General features: G+C 61.9%; 20 protein-coding genes. 13 read left to right on the forward strand and 7 right to left on the reverse strand.

Annotated features, from left to right (window positions below; genetic code table 11):
* The first annotated feature begins 75 nt into the window (after positions 1-75).
* From FJV83_RS28040 to minE, 9 genes are all read left to right on the forward strand, one after another.
* The gene (locus tag FJV83_RS28040) at positions 76-393 is read left to right on the forward strand and encodes a DUF2934 domain-containing protein (protein WP_142885547.1); all 318 of its coding nucleotides are present in this window, start codon (positions 76-78) and stop codon (positions 391-393) included.
* A gap of 15 nt (positions 394-408) precedes the next feature.
* Positions 409-558, forward strand: coding sequence for a hypothetical protein (locus FJV83_RS28045; protein ID WP_010910556.1), 150 nt, complete (start codon positions 409-411; stop codon positions 556-558).
* 165 nt (positions 559-723) lie between these two features.
* Positions 724-1,752: a DNA cytosine methyltransferase gene (locus FJV83_RS28050; protein ID WP_210248214.1), complete on the forward strand. Its 1,029-nt coding sequence runs from the start codon at positions 724-726 to the stop codon at positions 1,750-1,752.
* Positions 1,745-2,203, forward strand: a complete 459-nt coding sequence (locus tag FJV83_RS28055) for a very short patch repair endonuclease (protein WP_210248215.1) — start codon at positions 1,745-1,747, stop codon at positions 2,201-2,203. Before FJV83_RS28050 ends, FJV83_RS28055 begins: the two co-directional genes overlap by 8 nt.
* A gap of 28 nt (positions 2,204-2,231) precedes the next feature.
* On the forward strand, positions 2,232-5,156 hold the full coding sequence (locus tag FJV83_RS28060; protein ID WP_142885548.1) for an ATP-binding protein: 2,925 nt from the start codon (positions 2,232-2,234) through the stop codon (positions 5,154-5,156).
* On the forward strand, positions 5,153-6,850 hold the full coding sequence (locus FJV83_RS28065) for a response regulator receiver domain (protein WP_142885549.1): 1,698 nt from the start codon (positions 5,153-5,155) through the stop codon (positions 6,848-6,850). The genes FJV83_RS28060 and FJV83_RS28065 overlap by 4 nt, the downstream gene beginning before the upstream one ends.
* Before the next feature lie 217 nt (positions 6,851-7,067).
* Positions 7,068-7,889, forward strand: coding sequence for a septum site-determining protein MinC (gene minC, locus FJV83_RS28070; RefSeq protein ID WP_142885550.1), 822 nt, complete (start codon positions 7,068-7,070; stop codon positions 7,887-7,889).
* Positions 7,890-7,994: 105 nt separating this feature from the next.
* On the forward strand, positions 7,995-8,810 hold the full coding sequence (gene minD / locus FJV83_RS28075) for a septum site-determining protein MinD (RefSeq protein WP_010910549.1): 816 nt from the start codon (positions 7,995-7,997) through the stop codon (positions 8,808-8,810).
* Positions 8,807-9,079, forward strand: a complete 273-nt coding sequence (minE, locus tag FJV83_RS28080) for a cell division topological specificity factor MinE (protein ID WP_027047075.1) — start codon at positions 8,807-8,809, stop codon at positions 9,077-9,079. Before minD ends, minE begins: the two co-directional genes overlap by 4 nt.
* Before the next feature lie 478 nt (positions 9,080-9,557).
* Here minE and FJV83_RS28085 read toward each other — a convergent pair whose 3' ends face one another.
* The 7 genes from FJV83_RS28085 to FJV83_RS28115 all read right to left on the reverse strand — a co-directional run bounded on the left by FJV83_RS28085 (position 9,558) and on the right by FJV83_RS28115 (position 17,278).
* Positions 9,558-11,342 carry an ABC transporter ATP-binding protein gene (locus FJV83_RS28085; RefSeq protein WP_142885551.1) on the reverse strand — a complete coding sequence of 595 codons (1,785 nt, stop codon included), beginning with the start codon at positions 11,340-11,342 and terminating at the stop codon, positions 9,558-9,560.
* Positions 11,342-12,373, reverse strand: a complete 1,032-nt coding sequence (locus tag FJV83_RS28090; RefSeq protein WP_095793539.1) for a glycosyltransferase — start codon at positions 12,371-12,373, stop codon at positions 11,342-11,344. Before FJV83_RS28090 ends, FJV83_RS28085 begins: the two co-directional genes overlap by 1 nt.
* A 4-nt stretch (positions 12,374-12,377) precedes the next feature.
* Complete coding sequence (locus FJV83_RS28095) at positions 12,378-13,484, reverse strand: glycosyltransferase family A protein (RefSeq protein ID WP_142885552.1); 1,107 nt, start codon at positions 13,482-13,484, stop codon at positions 12,378-12,380.
* Positions 13,481-14,653, reverse strand: a complete 1,173-nt coding sequence (locus FJV83_RS28100) for an acyltransferase (protein ID WP_142885553.1) — start codon at positions 14,651-14,653, stop codon at positions 13,481-13,483. Before FJV83_RS28100 ends, FJV83_RS28095 begins: the two co-directional genes overlap by 4 nt.
* Positions 14,653-14,997, reverse strand: a complete 345-nt coding sequence (locus tag FJV83_RS28105) for a hypothetical protein (RefSeq protein WP_095789334.1) — start codon at positions 14,995-14,997, stop codon at positions 14,653-14,655. Before FJV83_RS28105 ends, FJV83_RS28100 begins: the two co-directional genes overlap by 1 nt.
* A gap of 317 nt (positions 14,998-15,314) precedes the next feature.
* A complete protein-coding gene (locus FJV83_RS28110) occupies positions 15,315-16,556 on the reverse strand; it encodes an ATP-binding protein (RefSeq protein WP_095775151.1) in 1,242 nt (413 codons plus the stop codon).
* Positions 16,553-17,278 carry a response regulator gene (locus FJV83_RS28115; protein ID WP_095775152.1) on the reverse strand — a complete coding sequence of 242 codons (726 nt, stop codon included), beginning with the start codon at positions 17,276-17,278 and terminating at the stop codon, positions 16,553-16,555. The genes FJV83_RS28110 and FJV83_RS28115 overlap by 4 nt, the downstream gene beginning before the upstream one ends.
* A gap of 224 nt (positions 17,279-17,502) precedes the next feature.
* On the opposite strand from FJV83_RS28115, the gene FJV83_RS28120 reads away from it, so the two are divergent.
* The 4 genes from FJV83_RS28120 (at position 17,503) to FJV83_RS28135 (ending at position 20,174) form a co-directional block, all read left to right on the forward strand.
* Positions 17,503-18,183 carry a hypothetical protein gene (locus FJV83_RS28120; protein ID WP_095793534.1) on the forward strand — a complete coding sequence of 227 codons (681 nt, stop codon included), beginning with the start codon at positions 17,503-17,505 and terminating at the stop codon, positions 18,181-18,183.
* Positions 18,184-18,315: 132 nt separating this feature from the next.
* Positions 18,316-18,528, forward strand: coding sequence for a hypothetical protein (locus FJV83_RS28125; protein ID WP_095789336.1), 213 nt, complete (start codon positions 18,316-18,318; stop codon positions 18,526-18,528).
* The gene (locus tag FJV83_RS28130; protein ID WP_142885554.1) at positions 18,509-18,895 is read left to right on the forward strand and encodes a hypothetical protein; all 387 of its coding nucleotides are present in this window, start codon (positions 18,509-18,511) and stop codon (positions 18,893-18,895) included. Before FJV83_RS28125 ends, FJV83_RS28130 begins: the two co-directional genes overlap by 20 nt.
* Entirely contained in the window at positions 18,879-20,174 is a 1,296-nt protein-coding gene (locus tag FJV83_RS28135; protein WP_142885555.1) for an efflux RND transporter periplasmic adaptor subunit, read from the forward strand. Before FJV83_RS28130 ends, FJV83_RS28135 begins: the two co-directional genes overlap by 17 nt.
* Positions 20,175-20,176: the final 2 nt, after the last annotated feature.

Here is a 20,176-nt window from a genome sequence, read left to right on the forward strand (position 1 = left end):
ACCAGCGATCACGCAGATTTTTTGGATCAATCCCATCACCGCGGCGTTCATCCCTGACGCGAAGGAGGAACGACAATGGGCGACGAACGGCACGAGAAGATCCAGAAGCGCGCATACCAGATATGGGAGCGTGAAGGCGGCGGCGATCCCGAGCATCACTGGCACCGGGCCGAGGCCGAGATAGACAGGGAAGCGGCACTGCCGCTGACAGCCGACGACGCGCTGCCGCGCGAGATCGCCAGCACCGACGTGCTGGAGGTGGAGGAACTGGCCATGCGCACCGGCATTTCGGGCGATGAGGCACAAGCGCTGCTCGACCGCCTCGGCACCGACCGCGCCGCAATCGAGCAGGCAGCGCGCGGGCTGAAGGCCAGGAAGCGCGCCAAATCCTGATCAGGGAGAGCGAAGATGATCCGCAAACTCAAGGACGGCAAATACCGGCTCTATTCCCGCAAGAAGGACGAGAAGACCGGGAAACGGCGCAACCTGGGCACGTTTGACACGCGCGAAGCGGCGGAGAAGCATGAGAAGGAGGTGCAGTATTTCAAGCGGCATTGAGGGGGCGATGACGCAAGTCAGCGTCTATGTTTACAATCGTCGGCATGGACGGCTGGCCAAAAATGCGAAACGCCTGTAGGCCCATCACCTTCAACTGTTTAATTGCTTGTAAAACCCGACGCAGCTAGACTATGGCGAATTCCATTCGAGCCGTGGGGGCCGCATTTGGCTCGTAAAGCAGTTGACCTCTTTAGCGGTAGCGGCGGCGTTACCGCTGGATTGAAGTCTGCTGGTTGGGCGGTCGTTGCTGCTGTGGATATCGATCCTGTGGCCGCAAGCACCTATCGGGCAAATCACCCCGAGGTGGCATTCTTTGAAGCAGATCTCGCCAAACGTTCGACGATCGACGCGCTGAAGAAACAGGTTGGCTCGGAAGTGATCGACCTGCTGGTGGTTTGCGCCCCGTGCCAGCCATTCAGCAGTCAGAATCGAAAACGCGGCAGCGATCCAGTTCGAGAAACGCTGATACTTAAGTCGCTTGCAGCCGTCCGAGCCTTGAAGCCTAAGCTTGTGTTGTTCGAGAACGTGCCTGGATTGGTAGGCCCAGATTATCAAGACATCATTCAACGATTGTTCCGTTTACTTGGGCGAGCAGGTTACACAGTAAGCGGACCAAACGTCGAAGACGCCTCGTTCTATGGAGTACCCCAACGTCGCCGCCGTTGTATAGTGGTGGCAGCTAAAGACCCAAATTGTCTGAAACGCTTTGACGATGCGAAGCCGCGTTCAACAAAGCGGACCGTGCAAGACGCTATTGCTGACCTTCGCACCTTGGCCTCCGGAGAACGCGATCCCGACGATATTCTCCATTTTGCCCGAAAGCATTCCGACATCGCGATCGCCAGATTGGAGGCTATTTCCCACGACGGCGGAAGCAGGGCAGAATTGCCAAATCACTTGGTGTTAAAATGTCACAGGCAGCAAACCGGATTTCCAGACGTGTATGGTAGAATGAAATGGCGAGATGTTGCGCCGACGCTTACCACTGGGTGTACGGATATTACTCGTGGTCGTTTTGCCCATCCATCGCAAAATCGCGCAATAACCCTACGTGAAGCTGCCCGCCTGCAGTCCTTCGGCGACCAATATATTTTTTCTGGTACCGCGCGACAGATTGCTATCCAAATCGGTAATGCAGTGCCACCGGCCATGATTCGATCATTCGCAACCGCGTTCGAGGTAGCCCTTGGCTGAAGCTCGCCCCGTCGCACAATCGAATGCGGTCTCGCTGTATATGCGGGAACAGAGAACTGCAGGTACGGAACCAGAGATCAAGCTCAGGTCAGCACTGCATCGCCGGGGCAGGCGTTTTCGTGTCCAAATAGGCGTCCCCAACAGACCCCGCCGCACGATTGATATTGCCCTTATGAAGCAGCGCCTAGCTGTGTTCGTCGACGGATGCTTCTGGCATGGTTGTGAGTTGCACAGGAACGTGCCGCGCTCGAACAACGATTGGTGGGCCATAAAACTGCATCAAAATCAGGTACGCGACAATGACACGGACACCGCACTGCTCGATGCGAATTGGCAAGTCTTGAGAATCTGGGAGCACGAGGAGGTCGAAGTTGCCGTCGATAGGATTATTGCTGCGTTGGTCGCAATAGAAAGCGCGGCTAACCGACAAACGGGTCCCGATCTTGGCTAAGATCTCTGTGCGAGCTCGGGCCGTTGACATGCTGGGTCGCCAGCAGATTGCCGGCATACCTACGGCCATTCACGAGCTTTTCAAGAATGCGCATGACGCATATGCCAATCGAGTGGAGGTGGACTATTTTCGCGCGGACGATCTTTTGGTGCTTCGTGATGACGGCTATGGCATGTCTCGCGAGGAGTTCGAAAAGCGATGGCTGACTATTGGTACCGAGGCAAAAGTCGGCGCCAACAATGATCTCGACTCACCCATTCCAGAGGGCATGACCAGACGCCCAATAATGGGTGAAAAAGGGATTGGACGACTTGCCATTGCAGCTGTTGGTCCGCAAGTACTCGTCCTTACCCGAGCTGGCAAAACCCGTCCCGTGTCTAACCTTGTCGTATGTCTCATACACTGGGGGCTATTTGAACTACCGGGAATCGATCTTGCTCAGATTGATATTCCGATTGTCGAACTACCAGGTGGTACGCTTCCCGATCGCGCGCTTGTGCATACCCTTGTAGATGCCATTCGAGCCAACCTTCATGCGCTAGGTGGAGCAGTGGCACCGGTCGCCAAGGCGAGGATAGAGCAAGAGCTAGTACTGGCAGACTTCGACATTGACAATGTCGCCCGCAAGCTCAGGGCGCCGTCACTCGCGGACGATGGATGCGGTACACATTTCTATGTCCGTCCAGCCAACCCAATTCTTCGTGCCGATATCGACGGCAAAGCGGAAGATGCGGCATCGCCGCTCGAAAAGATGCTGCTCGGCTTCAGCAACACTATGATGCCAGAGCGGGCAGCATCGCAGTTCGATGCAGAGTTCCGAGACCATAGAGAGGATGGAGTTGTAGACGAACTCATTGGTGGAAGTACATTCTTCACGCCCGAGGAGTTCAATTCCGCCGACCACCATGTTCAAGGTCGCTTCGACGAGTTTGGTCAGTTTTCTGGAACTGTGGCGGTGTATGACCAGCCTGCCGTTCCCCATAAAATAGTGTGGCCAGAAGCAGCTGGACGACAGACAGAGTGCGGACCGTTCCGCATTGCATTTGGTTATGTGCAAGGCCTGGCCAAAGACTCTCGCCTCCCACCAGACGAATGGGCGCTAATCAGTGCGAAGCTAAATCGCATTGGCGGGCTTTATGTATATAGAGATGGAATTCGGATTCTACCCTACGGAAATTCCGACTATGATTTCCTTAATATCGAGCGCCGACGCACCAAGAGTGCTCAGGACTGGTACTTTTCTTATAGGCGGATAATGGGTGCGATCGAGATTAGTTATCAGGATAATTTCAATCTGGTTGAGAAGGCTGGGCGAGAGGGGTTTCGCGCGAACGTTGCTTATCGGCAAATGACCAATATGCTCGAAAACTTCTTTTCCCGATTGGCGATTGATTTTTTTCGACCGAACTCGGTATTCGGAACGGAGTTCAACGCTCAGAAAGCGGCCCTCAATCGCGAAGTTGCCGTGCTTGCCCGTCGAGAAGGTCTATCGCGTAAGCGTCGCCAAGATTTTACAGCGCGTCTCGCAACATTCTTTGATGATCTCGAAGGCGGTAAACAGGCATTCCAGACAAAATCGCTTCTGGAAGATGTACGTTCTCGTTTGCGCGTAGCGTCAAATATCGCCGACCCTGATCGGGCGAGCGCGGTGCTCTTGGAGATCGAACAGAACGCACGTGCGGGGATGAGGAGCTTAGTAGAAAGTTCTAAGATTTCCAAACCACGGGGGCTGGGACTTAGCCGCGCGGTAGCTGCGGACTGGAACGCCTATTTGAAGAATTTTGATAAACTGGAGACGGATATCTTTGAACCCGTGGCGGATGAAATTTTTTCTTTGATAGGTGCTGCTGGTAAGCAGCGTGGGCTCGATGAGCGACGGCGTTTGAGCGCGGGGCTTGAAGCACGAAAGCAAGGAGTGACTGGCGATGCTACACGCCTTCGGCGGGAGGTAAAGGAACGCGTCACCGAATTGTCGGAGAATGTAGATGAGGCCATTCGTACCAGTATTTCGCAGCTATCTATAGAAATAGAGGGTACATTTGCCGAGTTTAATCGGACAAACACAAGCTCATTGAGTGATATGCAGCTTCGATCGTTGCAAAGTGACTGGGAGCACCGTATTGATGCATCCGCCCTTGAAGCCCAAAACTCTCTTGAGGGACTGCGCGACCAGCTAATGTCTCTTACTGGAGCCGTGAAGCAGCGGGAGACACTTGACGAGGTGACAGGAGCTCTTGAGGGTCAAGTGGAAGCGTATCGAGAGCAGCTCGATTCCTATGTGGAATTAGCACAAGTTGGAATGGCGTTGGGTATTGTACAGCACGAATTCTCCAACTCAGTTCGTTCTATCAAAGGTGTAATACGAAGGTTGAAGCCTTGGGCCGCTGGCACGCCGGATCTGAACGAGCTTTACACCGATCTTAAGACAAGTTTCGAACATCTTGAGACTTACTTGGGCTTGTTCGCTCCTATGAGCAGGCGATTAAACCGGTCAGCGGTGGATCTGAGCGGGGAGGAAATCCGAAATTATTTAGATGAAGTCTTTGGTGACCGACTTCATCGACACAAAGTTGTTATTACAGCGACACCAAACTTTCTTCGTAAATCGGTTCACGTCTACGCATCAAACATACTTCCTGTTTTTGTCAATTTGGTCGACAACGCAATTTATTGGATGACAACCGTGCCGCGAGGCAGGCGCCACATTTTGCTGGATGCTGACGCGCGGAGTTTCGTCGTTGCGAATACGGGACCGGGTATAGACCGGCGAATTTCTAGCCGTATATTTGATTTTGGAGAGACTACTAAGCCAGGGGGGCGAGGAATGGGACTTTACCTGTCTAGACAAGCCTTACTGAAAGAAGGCTACGATATCAGCCTTATGCAAGAGGGAAGCGAGTTCCCAGTAGCGTTTCGCATTGGGCGCTCGGAAAAATTAGCGGAACTCGCATGACGCCGGCGGAGTTGCAGGGGCTCAGAAAGGAAGCCGTTCAGCGTTTTCTTCAGTCCGCACTTCTTATTGATGATGATATTGAACTTATATCAGCAATTGACGATGAGCCAAAGAAAGCTACCCGATCTTCCGGCAGCGTCCTGACACTAGAAGCTGCTGTTCCGGCCGCTTCAAAACCTGCACCATCGGTCGACGCAGGGGATACGTCGAGGGAGCCGCTATCAGTCAAGCGCAGCATATCCAAAAATTCCCTTGATGCTAAGGCGATTACCGATGCATTTCTATCGCACTCGGTTATCTGTGGAATTTTTCGACCTGCACCAAATGATGACGCGGCTAAGATGTCGGCAGGTGCGGCGGCGCACGCTGACATCATTATTGTTGATTGGTACCTAGACCGGGGCAGTTCGCAGCGAGCGAAGGAAACAGTTCGTCAGTTGCTTAGCGAGGATGCGCGTCGGAGAGGTCGACTTCGTTTGATCGTTGTCTACACGAGCAATCCTGGGCGCTCAGCTATGGCTACAGAGTTGCTGGCGTTCTTGAACGAAGACAAAAATACAGCGGGCCTCTTCTCAATTCGCGATGCCGTGTGGCTTGAGGGACCAGCAACTCGAATCGTCTTCATCAATAAAAGTGGAACTACCGGAGCAGACCAGGAACAGGTGGCTGAGGCTGCACTTCCAGAGAGATTGGTCGAGGAATTTACACGGCTCGTTGATGGACTTCTTCCGACTTTTGCGGTCAGTGCTATTGCCGTAGTTCGTGATGCTGCACTGCATATTTTGGCGTTGTTCAACCGCTCGCTCGACGGAGCGTTCGTTGGTCATCGGTGCGCCTTGCCCGATCCTGACGATGCCGATGCGTTCGCGGTCGAGCTTCTATCTGATGAGCTCCGCAACGTTATAGAAACTAACGGGATAGCCGAAACATTTTTGGGCGCTAAGGCGATTGGTGCGTGGATAGCGGGCCAGCCAGATCGGATTTTCGGGGATGGAGTCGCGATGCTTGGGGCGGAGCTTCTACATGCGACCGTAGCGAATGGGCCGACAGCCTTTAATAAGGGAAAACAGGTGAAGTACGGCGACGCTACGAAAGGCGCTCCAACGCCGATTAAAATCCTCAACATCGCGCGGGTATTTTACGACGACGACCCCAGCGTGCTAGCGAACAACAAGCGCCTAGCGAGGCTATCTACTTTCCGAAATGAAGCATTAGGGGGCGCGCCTATGCCTCAAGGCTGGGTCCCCTTCTTATCGATTGGAACAGTCCTAAAGCGTCTTAACCCTTCCGCTGATCAACCGCCTTTTCTCGTTTGCTTTCAGCCCGCTTGCGATAGTGTTCGCCTTAGCGGAGATACAATGTTTCCTTTCCAGACCGCTCGGATTGCTGACGGCAAATTCCACCTAGTGTTGAAGCAAGAACTGCTGGATGAAGGTGCTCTCGTTATTGTAGATGGGAAACCTAGAGATGCGGTTATGATACTATTTACTAGAGATGAGGCTAGGAAGCGTGTCTTTGCGGTGAAAGACGACGGTAGATACATCTTTGTAGACAAAGATGAAAATAAATACCAATGGATCGGCGACCTAAAGCCTATGAAGGCTCAGAGTTTTGCTAGTCAGATAGGCGCTCGGATGCACAGTGTCGGTGTGGACGATTTAGAATGGTTGCGAAGGTCCCAGCCCGAGGATTAGCGAGTCGGTCGTCACGAGAGCTGCCTAGGTGGAGGGTCGGATCGATCAGGCGATAGTTGTTGTCTGTGCCCTCGACGTCTTGCAGCGCGCAACAGAATCTGAGGCCGGGCCCGAGTGTCAGGAACCTTAGTTCCGACGCTCCCCCACACCCCCTCCGTTAACCATTCGTTAACCATTCCCTCGCTAGCGTTTACCTCTCAGTAAGGATTCGCCAGCCGTGACCTTTGCCGCCCCCCTCGAGGCCAAATCCATCCGCTTTCGTGCCCGTTCTTTCGTCGCTTTCACATTGACCCCGGAAGCGCCCATGGTGGAGTGGCTGCAGGGGCTGGATCACTGGATCGGCAATTCGCCGGGCTATTTTGCCGGGCGGCCGGTGCTGCTCGATCTGAACGCTTTGAAGCCGCAGACGAGCGAGATCGCGGCACTTGTGGCGGAGCTGGGGACGCGCGGCATCCGCATCTATGCCATCGAGCTGGAAGGGGCCTCGCTTGGGCCCGACCTGCCGCCTCTGCTGGTCGGCGCCAAGGAGGCGACGACGGATGGGCTGCTGCCCGGCCGCAAGGGCGGGCAAGAGGCTTCCGGCAAGCCGGACGGCAAGACCGCCGAGGGCAGGGAGCCGGACCATGGCGCGGACGCCGGCGGCGTTGCCAAGGGCAAGGCTGGCGCAAGCAAGACTGACCAAAGCGGGCCGCAGGTTTCGCACTACGATTCGGGCACGCTGATGATCAAGACGCCGATCCGCTCCGGCCAGGCGATCATGCATGCGCATGGCGATGTCATCGTGCTGGGCTCGGTCGCGTCCGGTTCGGAGATCGTCGCCGCCGGCTCGATCCATGTCTACGGCACGCTGCGCGGGCGCGCTTCGGCGGGCGCGCTCGGCAACACCGCCGCGCGCATCTTCTGTCGCCGCAACGAGGCCGAGCTTCTGTCGGTCGACGGCTGGTACATCACCGCCGAGGAGATGGAAGGGGTTTCGCGCGGCAAGCCGGTGCAGGCCTTCCTCGACGGCGACGGCCTGCGCGTCGAGACTTTGAGTTGAAGCGGCTTGGGAGCTGAAGCGGCTTGGGAGCTGACGACCGCTGACTGAATAAAGGCCGGCAAGCCGGCCCGGGACAACAAACTGATAACAACGGAGGCTTTTTTCATGGGCAAGGTAGTGGTGGTCACATCGGGCAAGGGGGGCGTCGGCAAGACCACCTCGACGGCGGCGCTCGGTGCCGCCGTGGCCAAGACCGGCAAGAAGGTGGCGCTCGTCGATTTCGACGTCGGCCTCAGGAATCTCGACCTGATCATGGGCGCCGAACGCCGCGTGGTGTTCGACCTCGTCAACGTCATCCAGGGCACGGCCAAGCTGTCGCAGGCGCTGATCCGCGACAAGCGCGTCGACACGCTGTTCCTGCTGCCGGCCTCGCAGACGCGCGACAAGGACGCGCTGACCGAGGAGGGCGTCGGCGAAGTCATCGACAAGCTGCGCTCGGTGTTCGACTATGTCTTCTGCGACAGCCCGGCCGGCATCGAGCGCGGCGCGCAGCTCGCCATGCGCTTTGCCGACGAGGCGGTCATCGTCACCAATCCGGAAGTGTCGTCGGTGCGCGATTCCGACCGCATCATCGGCCTGCTCGACGCCCGCACCATGCGCGCCGAACAGGGCGAGCAGATCGCCAAGCACGTGCTGGTCACCCGCTATGACGCGGGGCGGGCCGCGCGCGGTGAAATGCTGTCCATCGACGATGTGCTGGAAATCCTGTCGGTGCCGCTGCTCGGCATCATTCCGGAAAGCCAGGACGTGCTGCGCGCCTCCAATCTCGGGGCGCCGGTGACGCTGTCGGAGCCGCTCAACACCGCGGCCAAGGCCTATATCGACGCCGCAAGGCGGCTGGAAGGCGAGGATCTGCCGGTCGTCGTCCCCTTCGAGCGCAAAGGTTTCCTCGACCGTCTGTTGGGAAGGAGGGCGGCATGAACGTGTTCGACCTTTTCAAGCGGCGCTCCAGCGCGCCGGTGGCGCGCGAGCGGCTGCAAGTGCTGCTCGCCTATGAGCGCCGCAACCGCAGCCAGCCCGACCTCGTCTCCATCCTGCGCGAGGAGATCATGGCGGTGATCGCCAAGCACGTGCAGATCGACCAGGATTACCTGCAGGTCTCGATGGACCGCGGCGAGACCATGTCGACGCTGGAGATCGATATCCAGATCCCCAACAAGAGCGCCGTGCCGATGGCGATCGCGGGCTGATTCTTTACCCTCCCCCTTGTGGGGAGGGTCGGCTCGCAGTCGGAGCAAAGCGGAGATTGCGAGACGGGGTGGGGGCTGCGCGACGCCCCAAGACTTGCGTTCCTCGCCCCCGCGAAGCGGGGGGGGGGGGGGGGGGCCGGGGCGAGCCACGGGTCTCGCCCGTCCTTCGGACCCCCCATTTCATGGGGGAGAGGAACCCAGGTTCTGCGAGGGCGGCCCCAGCCCCCTCACGCCACTGCGAACGCCGCCGTTTTGCGCAAGGCGGCGGATGACCAGAGCAAGGGGAGGCCGGCGCCGCATCTGGAGAGTAAGCGATGGGCACCGGCCTGGGCGGATCGACAGGTCCGCCGTGAAGGAACGGTAGCGAGTCCGCGCACCGCATGGCATTGGTGCGATCGCGCAGGGTGCCAGCGGCACGTCATGGGCCGTTGATTCGGATTGCCTAGGGCCGTGCCGGGAATCGCGGCCCCGGCCCTTGTCAGTCCTGCGGTTCATGCTGGTAGAGCTCGTCCATCGAGAGCGACGCCAGGGCGCCGAAAGGGGCCTGCTTCTTCACCCGGCCACCGCTCAGGATCACCACGTCGTCGCAGAACGAGATGGTGCTGTGATGGTGGCTGATGACGATGGTCGTGCGCCGTCCGGCCCTCGACTTCAGGGTCTCGACGATGGCCGCCTCCGACAGCCCGTCGACCGCATTGGTGGCTTCGTCGAGGATGAGCAGATCGGGGTCGCGCACCAGGGCCCTGGCCAGCGCGATCCGTTGCCTCTGTCCCGCCGACAGATTGACGCCCCGGTAGCCGACGAGCGTCTCGTAGCCCTGAGGCAGCCGTTCGATGAATTCATGCGCCTCGGCCAGTCTCGCGGCGCGCTCGGCGTCGCCAAGCGTCGCCGCGTCCTGGCCGTAGCTTATGTTTTCGAAGATCGTGCCATCGACCAGTTCCAGCTCCTGGCTGGCCAGCGCGATGTGGCGCCGCCATTGGCTGGCGTCGATGCGGTCCAGTGGCGATCCATCGACCAGGATCCTGCCGCTGTCCGGTTCCACGAAGCGGCACAGAAGGTTGACGATCGTTGTCTTGCCGGCGCCGGAGCGGCCGATCAGCGCCGTCGAGCGGCCACTGTTGATGTCGAACGTCGCCGCATGCAGCACCACCTCACGCTGGTCCGTGCCGGAATAGGTGAACGTCACATCATCGAACCCGATGCCCCGGCGCAAACCGTGGAACGGCCCGTCGCCTTGCGGCGGCCCGGGCTTGCCGGCGGGATCCAGCATCCATGTCACCTCTTCCAGCGATCCGCTCAGGCCCTGCAGCTGGCTCCACGAGCCCTGCAGGGCCCGCATATGCGGCTGTAGCCTGTAGAGCAGGATGACGAAGGCGATGATCAGCGGGAAACTCACCTGCGCCAGCCAGGCGCCGATCACCACCGCCAGGAACAGCATGGCGTGGAGAACCTCCGTCAGCGGCGGCAAAGCGCCCTGGCGGACCTGCAGGACGAAGGAGGCGCGGCGGACCGCATCGGACGCGGTGTCGAAGATCGCCTTCTCCCGGCCCTCCTGGCCGAAGATGCGGATCAGGCGTCCGGCATGCACCAGATGCAGCATCTGCGAGGCGAGGTGGCTGTTGCGCGAAGCGACGCTGCGGCTGGGCTCCTTCAGATTGGCCGAGAGGATGGCGTGCGCGATCTGGACGAGCGCCAGTCCGAGCGTGACCAGCAGCGTCATGCGCCAGGACAGCAGCAGCAGAAAGGCCAGCAGGATGATGGCGGCCGATGCGCTGACGATCGCCGACAGCATGATCTGGATGGCATCGGACGCCCGCCAGGATTCGTTCGAGATGATGTTGAGCAGCCGTCCGGGGCTTTGCCGCAGGAAGAAGGGATAGCCGACCCGCAGGAGCTGCTCCGACAATGCGCTGCGGATCGAATGACTGGCCTTGCCGGAGATGAAGGTCGTCAGCAGCGTGTTGGCGAAGGCGAAGACGTTCTTCAGGATGATCGAGCCGAGGATGGCGGCCGAGATGACGACAAGCCGGTCGCGCTCGCTGAAGCCTGATCCAACTTGCTGGAGAACAGCGGAGAAGCCGGCCATTCCCGTCGCACCGGCGTGTCCCATGATGATGCCCAGCAGGGGGATGATCAGGCCGATGCCGAACCCTTCGAGGGCAGCGCTGACCAGGCCGAGGCCCACCACGGCCGGAACCAGGCGCAGTTGCCGCGTTCCGAAGGCGCGGAACAGCATCGGCAAGCTAGGCGGGAGCAATGGCATCAGGCCTCGGCATTGGCTTGCTGGTCCTGCCGCACCGGCTCGGCCTGCGGCCGTCCGGCCAGCAGGAGCAGCGCGTATCTGGCCGCGCCGAGCACATTCATGCCGACGATCGGCCAGTGCGACAGATCGAGTTCGCGATCGAAGGCGGGCCCGCCCGCCAATTCCCGCAAGGCGCCTCTCGCGGCCCAGTAGAAATGGCGAAGCAGCCAGGGCGCGTGGCGGACATGTTTCAGGCAGAGCCCGCCATTGCCCAGGCTGTAGTCGCGGTGGAGCTTTTCGATGGCTTTGCGATCGCGCCGGCCATGGTGGTGGAATATCGTCATGTCGGGCACATACTCGACCGGGATGCCGAGCAGCACCGCCCGCACGAGGTAATCGGTATCCTCCGCCGACCGCAAGGGCCCGCCCGCGCCGAAGCGCTCGTCGAAATAGCCGATGCGGGCCGCGACGTCGCGGTGCATCGTCATGTTGCAGCCGAGCACGAAGCCGCCGGGGTGAATATCGGGCGTCAGCCGCTCGCGCACCCGCGATCGCTTGATCGTGAAAGGCAGGTCCCTGGGATCCCCAAGCTCGACACGGCCTCCGCGAATGAGCCCCTGTTCCCCGGAAGAATAATGCCGCTCCAGGTCGCGCAGATAGTCGCAATGCACGGCGCAATCATCATCGACGAAGACCAGCACGCGCCCCCTGGCGCGCCTCAGCCCGGCGTTACGGGCGGCCGCCAGGCCGGGGCGCGGCTCGCAAACAGGCGTCAGTGGAATATCCGACATGGCGGCGATGCCGGCCAGGCGTTCCGCCGTGCGGTCGCTCGAGCCGTTGTCGACGACCACGAGTTCGGCCGCGAAGCCGGCATGGGCACGGCACGCGGCCTGCACCGACTTGATGCAGGCCTCGAGCACCGCGACGCGGTTGCGCGTGCAGATGATGAAGCTGACTTCCGGCGCCGATCGTTCCGGTCGCGGGCCGGCCGGCGCGCCGACAAGCGCCGTCGAACGATCGCGCCGCAGAGGTTGGTGGGCTTTGACGGTCATGCCCCTAGCCCACCCGATGAGATGCCAGAACCGCCGCGGCGGGGGCGGATTTGAAGAAATATTCCACGGCGTCCGCTTGCTTGCCGGCCGACAGCGAGGCGCGGCTCAGCCAGGGCGCCCAGGCGCCCGGCCGCAGCGCATATTTCTCACGCCGCCGGATGGCGTTCCACTTCGCGGTCCGCGTCAGCAGTTCATGCGCCAGTGCGGGCTGCTTTTCGTCGGCGACGAGCTGGTAGAGGAAATAGAACAGGTTGAGCGCGCCGGCCTCGAAGCTCGGCCGCGTCTCGTCCGGCAGCGAGCGGATCCGCTCCTCCAACGCGAGAATGAAGTCGGCCGCACGGGTAATCGTGTCGAAATCGACCGCTTCGCCGATGTCGCGCAGGTCGCGCGTGGCTTCCGCGAGGCCCTCGCGCTCGAGATTCTCGGCCACGATCCGCAAATGCGTCCTGCGCATCTCCTCGCTGTGCCGGCTGGTCACGCTTGCCTGATGGACGCGGTAGACGAGCAGGTTTTCGGGCATCATGGCCGCCGGATAGCGGGCGGTCAGCCGCCGGAAGAGATCGAAATCCTCGGCGTGCCTGTAGGTCGGGTCGTAGTTGAGGTCGGCGTCTTCGATGACCTTCCTGTTGTAGACGACCGTCGGGTGCATGAAGATGGTGAAGAACATCGCCAATATGGGCATGCGGCCGGACCGGAACACCGGATCGGGCTTGCCCCTGGCGATGCGGCCGCGGATCAACATGTCGACGCCGGCGCCGCAGAAGCCGAGTTCGGGCCGCTGTTCGAACAGCGCCACCTGGCGCGACAGGCGCCAGGGATAGGCGACGTCGTCGGCGTCCATCCGCGCGACCAGCTCGCCGCTCGCAACCGCCAGTCCTTCGTTGAGCGTCGCGACGAGGCCGCGGTTTTCGCGCGAGATGATCGAGACGCGGCTGTCGGCCTGCCGGTGTCGCTCTAGGATTTCGAGCGAATTGTCGCTCGAGCCGTCGTCGATCGCGATGACCTCCAGGCGGCCGTAGTCCTGCCGCAGGATGCTTCCAAGTGCCGCGGCAAGGTAGGGTCCGGCATTGTAGATAGGCAGCAGGACGGAGACGAGCGGCGCGGCGGTCATGGTCTTGCATCCGTTCGCGGGAGGTCGAGGGCTGGCGCGCGGCCATCGGGCGATCCGCCGGGATAGGCTTGCACCGGCCTCGCAAACCAGCCGGCATGACCGGCCTGAGCTCGCCTGACATAGGGGAAGTGGCGCTTGAGACTGTTGAGCGGCCTTTCGAAGACCAGCCAGGAAATCGAGGCCACGACAATCGTGGCGGTGCTTGCAACCAGGAACCGTCCCGGCCCTTGCTCCGAGACATTGAGCGGAATCCAGGGCTGCGACTTGATGGCGAGCGACAGCAATATCGGGTGATAGAGATAGACGCCGTAGCTGATACGGCCAAGGGCGAGCAGCGGCGGCAGCTCCGCAAACCTGCCAGGGATGCCGCCAAGGCCGCGCGAACAGGCGGCGACGATGGCCATCAGCGGCACCAGGGGCAGGATTTGCAGCAGCAGCCAGCGGGCCCACTCCAGCGTCGGATCGGCAGGCGCCGGGACAAACCACTCGATCATCAGGAACGCGGCCGCGAAGGCAGGCCAGCCCAGCCGCATCCATTGCGGCAGGCCGGCGCCCCTCGACCGCCAGCAGGCAAGCAGCGCGCCCGACGCCAACGCGTCCATGGATGCCGGCGGCAGCAGGTCGCGCGCCAGCGCCGGGGTGGCGGTGATCGGCCAGTAGAAGCGATAGGCCAGCGACAGCGCGATGACGCCGATGCAGATCTGTTCGAAGCGCCGGTATGGGGCCAGCAGGACGACCAGCGGCCAGGCAATATAGAACTGCTCCTCGATGCTCAGGCTCCAGAAATGGCACAGCACCCAGGGGTTCCAGTCGTTGCGCAGCGCATACCAGAAATTCGACAGGTAAAGCGCATGCCAGACCAGCGATCCCCTGGACTGCTCCAGGTCAAACAGCCAGACGAAACCCAGCACGGCAAAATAGGGAGGGAATATCCGCAGCGCCCGCCTGATGTAGAAGGACCGCAGCGCCGGGCCGGCTTCAAACGCGGCGGCCGAACGCGCTTCCAGGAGCAGGCGGGTGATCAGGAAGCCGCTCAGAACGAAGAACAGCCGCACGCCAATATGGCCCCAGAACGAAGATCCTCCCGCCGCGTAGAAATGCGAGTACATCACCATCGTCACGGCGATGGCCCTGAGTGCATCCAGCTGGATGTCGCGGGCGTTTGCCATCAGCGGCTTCCACCGGCGGCGTGATGTCCGCGATGAAGCTGGCGTGCGATTTCGAGCGGCAGACCAATGCACACGAAATTCGGCGGGACACCATCAAATCCGCGCTGTGCGAGCCTGCCTGCGTCGATCTCGCAATCGACGGACGGACGGCTCAAGTCGGTGAACCCGGCGGGATCCTTCACGGCGTATGTCCAGTCGCAAATGAGTCCCCCGGCGGATGGTTCGGTCACCGCATTGTGCAGCGCAACACAAAAAATCTTGCGAGCTGAAATACTTATGTGAGCAAGGCCAAAAATTGGCAGAAAGCCGCCGGTTTTTCGGATTTTGGCGATTTTCCACAGCATTTCAACCTTATGGTTCGAGTTGTATTGGCCTGCTCGCTTTGGTTGATTGGAAGCATTGCTACCCAGAGGGATAGGTAGCGCCCGAATTTTCGTTAAAAAGACCGCGGGATTTTAGAATCTACATTTTATCTATTTGGGCTCGTTCAAAATTATCCGGTGAATTTACTGAAATCATTGGCTTCTGCGGTGCAGCATAGTCGCCTTCTTTCGTCGGGCGACCACGCGGCTTGCTTCCCTCAAAGGACAGGCATTCGGCCAAGCCGCAGGGTGTTGCAAAGGCCTTTCACACGGCAAAGAGACCGTGGCTTGCCGGCGCCTCACACCGCCGCAAACACCACCGTCTGCGTCAAACCGCCACCCTTGCGGTTCTCCAGAGTCACCGTTCCGCCGTAACGCTCGATGATCTCCTTGGCGATGGCTAGGCCGAGCCCCGCGCCGGGGATGAATTGCTGGCGGCCGGGGTCGACGCGGAAGAAGGGCTCGAAGGCCTTGTTGATCAGGTCGGGCGGGATGCCCGGGCCGTTGTCGGAAATGGTCAGCACGGCGCGCCTGTCGGTGGCGGCGAGCGCGATGGCGCAGGCCTTGCCGTGGGTGGCGGCGTTGACGATCAGATTGCGCAGCGCGCGGCGCAGGCCGAGCGCTCCGGCGCGCACCGAGACCTTGTCCAGAGGACCGATCGAGACGGCATGGCCGAGCGAGACCATCTCGGCTTCGATGTCGCGCACCATCTTTTCCAGGTCCAGTGGCTCGACGGCGTCCTGATTTACCTCCTCGCGCACCAGGCGGATGGCGCTGTCGGCGATGCGGTCGAGCTCATCGAGGTCGTGAAGCCACTTGTCTCGGTCTTCGTCGAGGAATTCGGCGCGCAGCCGCATGCGCGTCATCGGCGTGCGCAGGTCATGGCCGGCGGCGGCCACCAGCCGCATGCGGCTTTCCATGGCCACCTTCAGCCGCGACGACAGCTGGTTCAGCGCATGCGCCGTCGCCTTGACCTCGGCCGACCCCACTTCCGGCACCGCTGCCAGCACGCCGTCGCTACCGATCTTGGAGACGGCCGCCTCCAGCATCTCCAGCGGCCGGATCAGCACCGAGGTGAAATAGACCGAGACGGCCGTGGCGCCGGCCACGATCAGCGAGATCCAGCCTGCCAGGATCAGCCATTCGCGCCCCGGCGGCTGGAGATGGGGCACCTCGACGATCGCCCAGCGATTGTCGGGCAACTGCACCGATGCGATCTGGCCGGGTCCACCAATCCTTTCGCTGACGAAAGCCAGCAAGTTGAAGCCGCGGCGGCGCAGGATGTCGGTGAGCATCGCCGTCTCCGCGCGGGCGATCCTGCCACCGGCCGGATGGTCGGTGAACTGGACCTGCAGCACATCGGGGATAGGCCCTGGCAGCAGGCGCACCACGAGTTCCATCTGCTGGGCAACCCAGGGCACGACGAGTTCGGGCGGCGGCCCGCCGCCGCGCACGCTGATGACGGCGGCCGTCGCCAGGCCGACGACGCCGACGATCGAGGCGACAAGCAACAGGATGAGGCGGCGGCGCAGCGAGTTCACGCCGGCGTCTCCACCGTCTCGACGCGCGCGGTGAGCTGGTACCCGCCATTGCGCACGGTCTTGAACAGCGGCCCATCGCCGGTGTCGGCGAATTTGCGGCGCAGCCGGCTCATCAGCACGTCGACCGAGCGTTCGAGCGGGTCGCGCTCGCGGCCCTGCGTGAGGTCAAGCAGCTGGTCGCGCGACAGCAGCCGGCCGGGGCGGTCGAGGAACACCTGCAACAGGTCGAACTCGGCGCCGGTGAGGTCGATGAGCTCGCCCCGCCGATCCGTCACCTTGCGGGTGTCGGGTTCCAGCCGGTAGCTGGCGAAGCGGTAGATGCGGGGGCGCGGCGCCGGCGCCTCCTCGGGCGCGGCGCGCCGCAGCACGGCGCGGATGCGGGCGGTGAGCTCGCGCGGGTTGAAGGGCTTGCCGAGATAATCGTCGGCGCCGAGCTCAAGGCCGATGATGCGGTCGACATCTTCCTTCAGCGCCGTCAGCAGAATGACGGGGATATGCGGCTTGCGGTCGCGCAAGGTGCGGCAGATGTCCAGTCCCGACCCATCCGGCAGCATGACGTCGAGCACGACGAGGTCGAACTGGCCGGCGCCCAGCTTCTGCTCGCATTCGCGCCGGTCCGCCGCCACCGAGACGCGAAAGCCTTGGCCGTCGAGATAGCGGCCGAGCAGCGTGCGGATCTCGCGGTCGTCGTCGACGACCAGGATATGGGGTTGTGATTGCATGATCGTGCCCTTGCCCGTGATGATAGGGGCTCGACGGTGATTATAGGGAGAGCGCGCGCCAGCGGCATGGAAAATTGCAACGCAATGTTTCTGGCCGGGGGCGGGAAACATTCGGAAACAAATTGCCGCTTTGCGGAAACCTTCGGCAACATGCCGACGCGAAGCGGACAAACAGGCTTCCTATCCTCATGGCCGTCCGATGCATGAGAGAAAGGAACACCGTCATGCGAAGCAGACTTCTTGCGCTCGGCCTGTTTTCCGTCGCCGCAATCCACCCCGTGATGGCGGCACAGCCCGATCCGGGCGCCGCGCCCGGCGAGCCGCCGGTCATCGCTCTCCAGAATGGGCCGGACCATGGCCCGATGCCCGGCCCCCATGGGCCGATGCGGCCTGGTCCTCAGGGTTGGGGCCCGCACCGCATGGGACCACCGCCGGAATTCATGCTGGCCGCCCGGCTGGCGGCGCTGGAGACGCGCGTCGGAATCCGCAGTGAGCAACTCGACGCCTGGCGCGACTACACCAGCGCGCTGCAGGCCGTGCTTGCGCCGCCGAGGCATGATCGCGGTCCTGGCGGTGCTGGCGGCCCCGATGGTCCAGTCCCTGGCGACCCCGAGGCCAAGGGTCACGATGCGGGTCCGGCTGGAAAGCCTGATCCTTTCGCCTTCCAGGAGAGGCTGGCGGACGAGGTCACGGCGCGTGCGGCCTCGGCCGCCAAGCTGAAGGACGCGATCGCCGCGCTGCGCACCAAGCTCTCGCCCGAACAGCTCGAAATCCTCGCTTCGGCAGAGCGCCCCCACGGACCACCCCCCGGTCCCTGGGGCGGTCCGCCGGATGACGCAGCCGGAGCTGGAGGTCCGCCCGACCAGGGCGGACAGCTTCCGCCATCCCAGCCCGGGAACGGCTGACAACTTCGACCGGCTGCCCGGCCGGCCCGGCGCCCAACCCGTCCCCGGGCCGGCCGGTTTCGTGGGATGGCGGCATGTTCCGCCATCCCACCGTTCAATTCACGTACCAATTCACGCAATGGAAGCACGGCAATGTGGGAAGCCATGATGATGCTGCGGCTGATCGCATCGATGAGCCCGAGGCTCTCGCTCGGCCAGCGCGCCCGTCATGCCGCCACGCCGGCGGCGCTGCCGGCCGATACGCTGAAGGGCGCGGTGCGCCTGCATTTTGCCGCCTGGCGCTTGTCGCTGCCGGCTTCGCGGCAACCCATTAGCCACGGACATCATGACCGCCGAATTGCATGAAGTGGCCACGGTCCAGGGCAGTGCCGCGCGTTTTCAGGCTCCTCGCCGGCATGCCGCTTGGCTTGTCCGCGTCGCTCGGCATGCTGGCGCCAGTGGGCATTGCGGCCAGGAACTTGGCCTTGCTTGTCGCCTGGCCACGCAGAAGGCGCGCGACATGAGCCGCTTCGAAGCTTCACTCGACGTCGCCCGCAAGCGGGCGCAGCCCGTTGTCACGATATTGATCGCCTCTGTCGGCTCTCAGGTTTCGTCGACCGCGCCCGGTCTTGCCCGTTTTGGCCGGCGTCCGGGTTCGCTCCCGGCCGAGCGATCCGATGCCGAGGCGACCGCAACCCCAGGGAAAGTTTCAGACCATGCGCGTCAAGACTAGTCAGCCTTCTTTGCCGGCCAAGCAGCGCCGGCTCGCGCCCTGGGCAGCAGTGCTTGCCGCCACGGTTCTCCTGGCAGCCTGCTCGCAGGAGCAGGGCAAGGCCCCGGCCGGCATGGGCGGTGTCGGCAAGCCGGAAGTCGGCGTCGTCACGCTGCATCCGCAATCGGTGGCGATCACGGCCGAACTGCCAGGGCGCACCGCGGCCTCGCTGGTTGCCGAGGTGCGCCCGCAGGTGGACGGCATCATCCGGCAGCGCCTGTTCAAGGAGGGCGCCGAAGTTGTGGCGGGGCAGCCGCTCTACCTCATCGATCCGGCCAGCTACAAGGCATCTTATGACAGCGCGGTCGCGGCACAGCAAAAAGCCGAAGCGGCGGTGCCGACGGCGCAAGCCAAGTTCGACCGTTATGCCGGCCTTTTGAAGCAGAACGTTGTTTCCAAACAGGATTATGACGATGCCGCCGCCACGCTGGCGCAGGCTCAGGCGGATGTCGCCTCGGCCAAGGCCAGTGCGGAAACGGCGCGCATCAGCCTCGACCGCACCTCGATCACCGCGCCGATCGCCGGCCGCATCGACAAATCGACGCTGACGCCGGGCGCGCTGGTGACCACTAACCAGGAAACCGTGCTGACCACCATCCGCTCGCTCGATCCGATCAATGTCGACGTCACCCAGTCGAGCACCAATCTGCTCAACCTGCGCAAGGCGATTTCAGAAGGGCGGCTGAAGTTCAGCGGCCCTAATGTCAGCGTCAAGCTGAAGCTCGAGAACGGCACCATCTATCGGCAGACCGGCAAGCTGGAATTCGCCGGCGCCAATGTCGACCAGACCACCGGCACCTTTGCGCTCAGGGCCGAGTTCCCCAATCCTGACCGTCTGCTTCTGCCGGGCATGTATGTGCGCGCGCTGGTCGAGGAGGGTGTCGCCCAGAACAGTTTCCTGGTGCCGCAGCGCGCCGTTACCCGCAACACCAAGGGCGAGGCGACCGCCATGATCATCAACGCGCAAGGGAAGGTCGAGACGCGCGTCCTGGCCGTGCGCAACAGCGTCGGCAACAACTGGCTGGTGGATTCGGGCATTGGCGACGGCGACCGTGTCATCGTCGAAGGGCTGCAGCTGGTGCGCCCGGGCGGCGATGCCAGCGGCGTTGAGGTGACGATCGACGAGACGACCGGCGAGGTGAAGGACCGGGCGCAGACCTCTTCGACCGCACCTTCCACCTCCAATGTTGCCGATAGTGGCCAGAAACCGGCGCAAGGCGCCGCCTCGGCCGGGAATTGAGC

Source organism: Mesorhizobium sp. WSM4307 (assembly GCF_007003945.1).
GTDB lineage: Bacteria > Pseudomonadota > Alphaproteobacteria > Rhizobiales > Rhizobiaceae > Mesorhizobium.

Coding starts and splice junctions, on each gene's coding strand:
- FJV83_RS28040 (WP_142885547.1), top strand. CDS start 76: ATGGGCGACGAACGGCACGAGAAGATCCAGAAGCGCGCATACCAGATA.
- FJV83_RS28045 (WP_010910556.1), top strand. CDS start 409: ATGATCCGCAAACTCAAGGACGGCAAATACCGGCTCTATTCCCGCAAG.
- FJV83_RS28060 (WP_142885548.1), top strand. CDS start 2,232: ATGCTGGGTCGCCAGCAGATTGCCGGCATACCTACGGCCATTCACGAG.
- FJV83_RS28065 (WP_142885549.1), top strand. CDS start 5,153: ATGACGCCGGCGGAGTTGCAGGGGCTCAGAAAGGAAGCCGTTCAGCGT.
- minD (WP_010910549.1), top strand. CDS start 7,995: ATGGGCAAGGTAGTGGTGGTCACATCGGGCAAGGGGGGCGTCGGCAAG.
- minE (WP_027047075.1), top strand. CDS start 8,807: ATGAACGTGTTCGACCTTTTCAAGCGGCGCTCCAGCGCGCCGGTGGCG.
- FJV83_RS28085 (WP_142885551.1), bottom strand. CDS start 11,342: ATGCCATTGCTCCCGCCTAGCTTGCCGATGCTGTTCCGCGCCTTCGGA.
- FJV83_RS28090 (WP_095793539.1), bottom strand. CDS start 12,373: ATGACCGTCAAAGCCCACCAACCTCTGCGGCGCGATCGTTCGACGGCG.
- FJV83_RS28095 (WP_142885552.1), bottom strand. CDS start 13,484: ATGACCGCCGCGCCGCTCGTCTCCGTCCTGCTGCCTATCTACAATGCC.
- FJV83_RS28100 (WP_142885553.1), bottom strand. CDS start 14,653: ATGGCAAACGCCCGCGACATCCAGCTGGATGCACTCAGGGCCATCGCC.
- FJV83_RS28105 (WP_095789334.1), bottom strand. CDS start 14,997: ATGCTGTGGAAAATCGCCAAAATCCGAAAAACCGGCGGCTTTCTGCCA.
- FJV83_RS28115 (WP_095775152.1), bottom strand. CDS start 17,278: ATGCAATCACAACCCCATATCCTGGTCGTCGACGACGACCGCGAGATC.
- FJV83_RS28120 (WP_095793534.1), top strand. CDS start 17,503: ATGCGAAGCAGACTTCTTGCGCTCGGCCTGTTTTCCGTCGCCGCAATC.
- FJV83_RS28125 (WP_095789336.1), top strand. CDS start 18,316: ATGTGGGAAGCCATGATGATGCTGCGGCTGATCGCATCGATGAGCCCG.
- FJV83_RS28130 (WP_142885554.1), top strand. CDS start 18,509: ATGACCGCCGAATTGCATGAAGTGGCCACGGTCCAGGGCAGTGCCGCG.
- FJV83_RS28135 (WP_142885555.1), top strand. CDS start 18,879: ATGCGCGTCAAGACTAGTCAGCCTTCTTTGCCGGCCAAGCAGCGCCGG.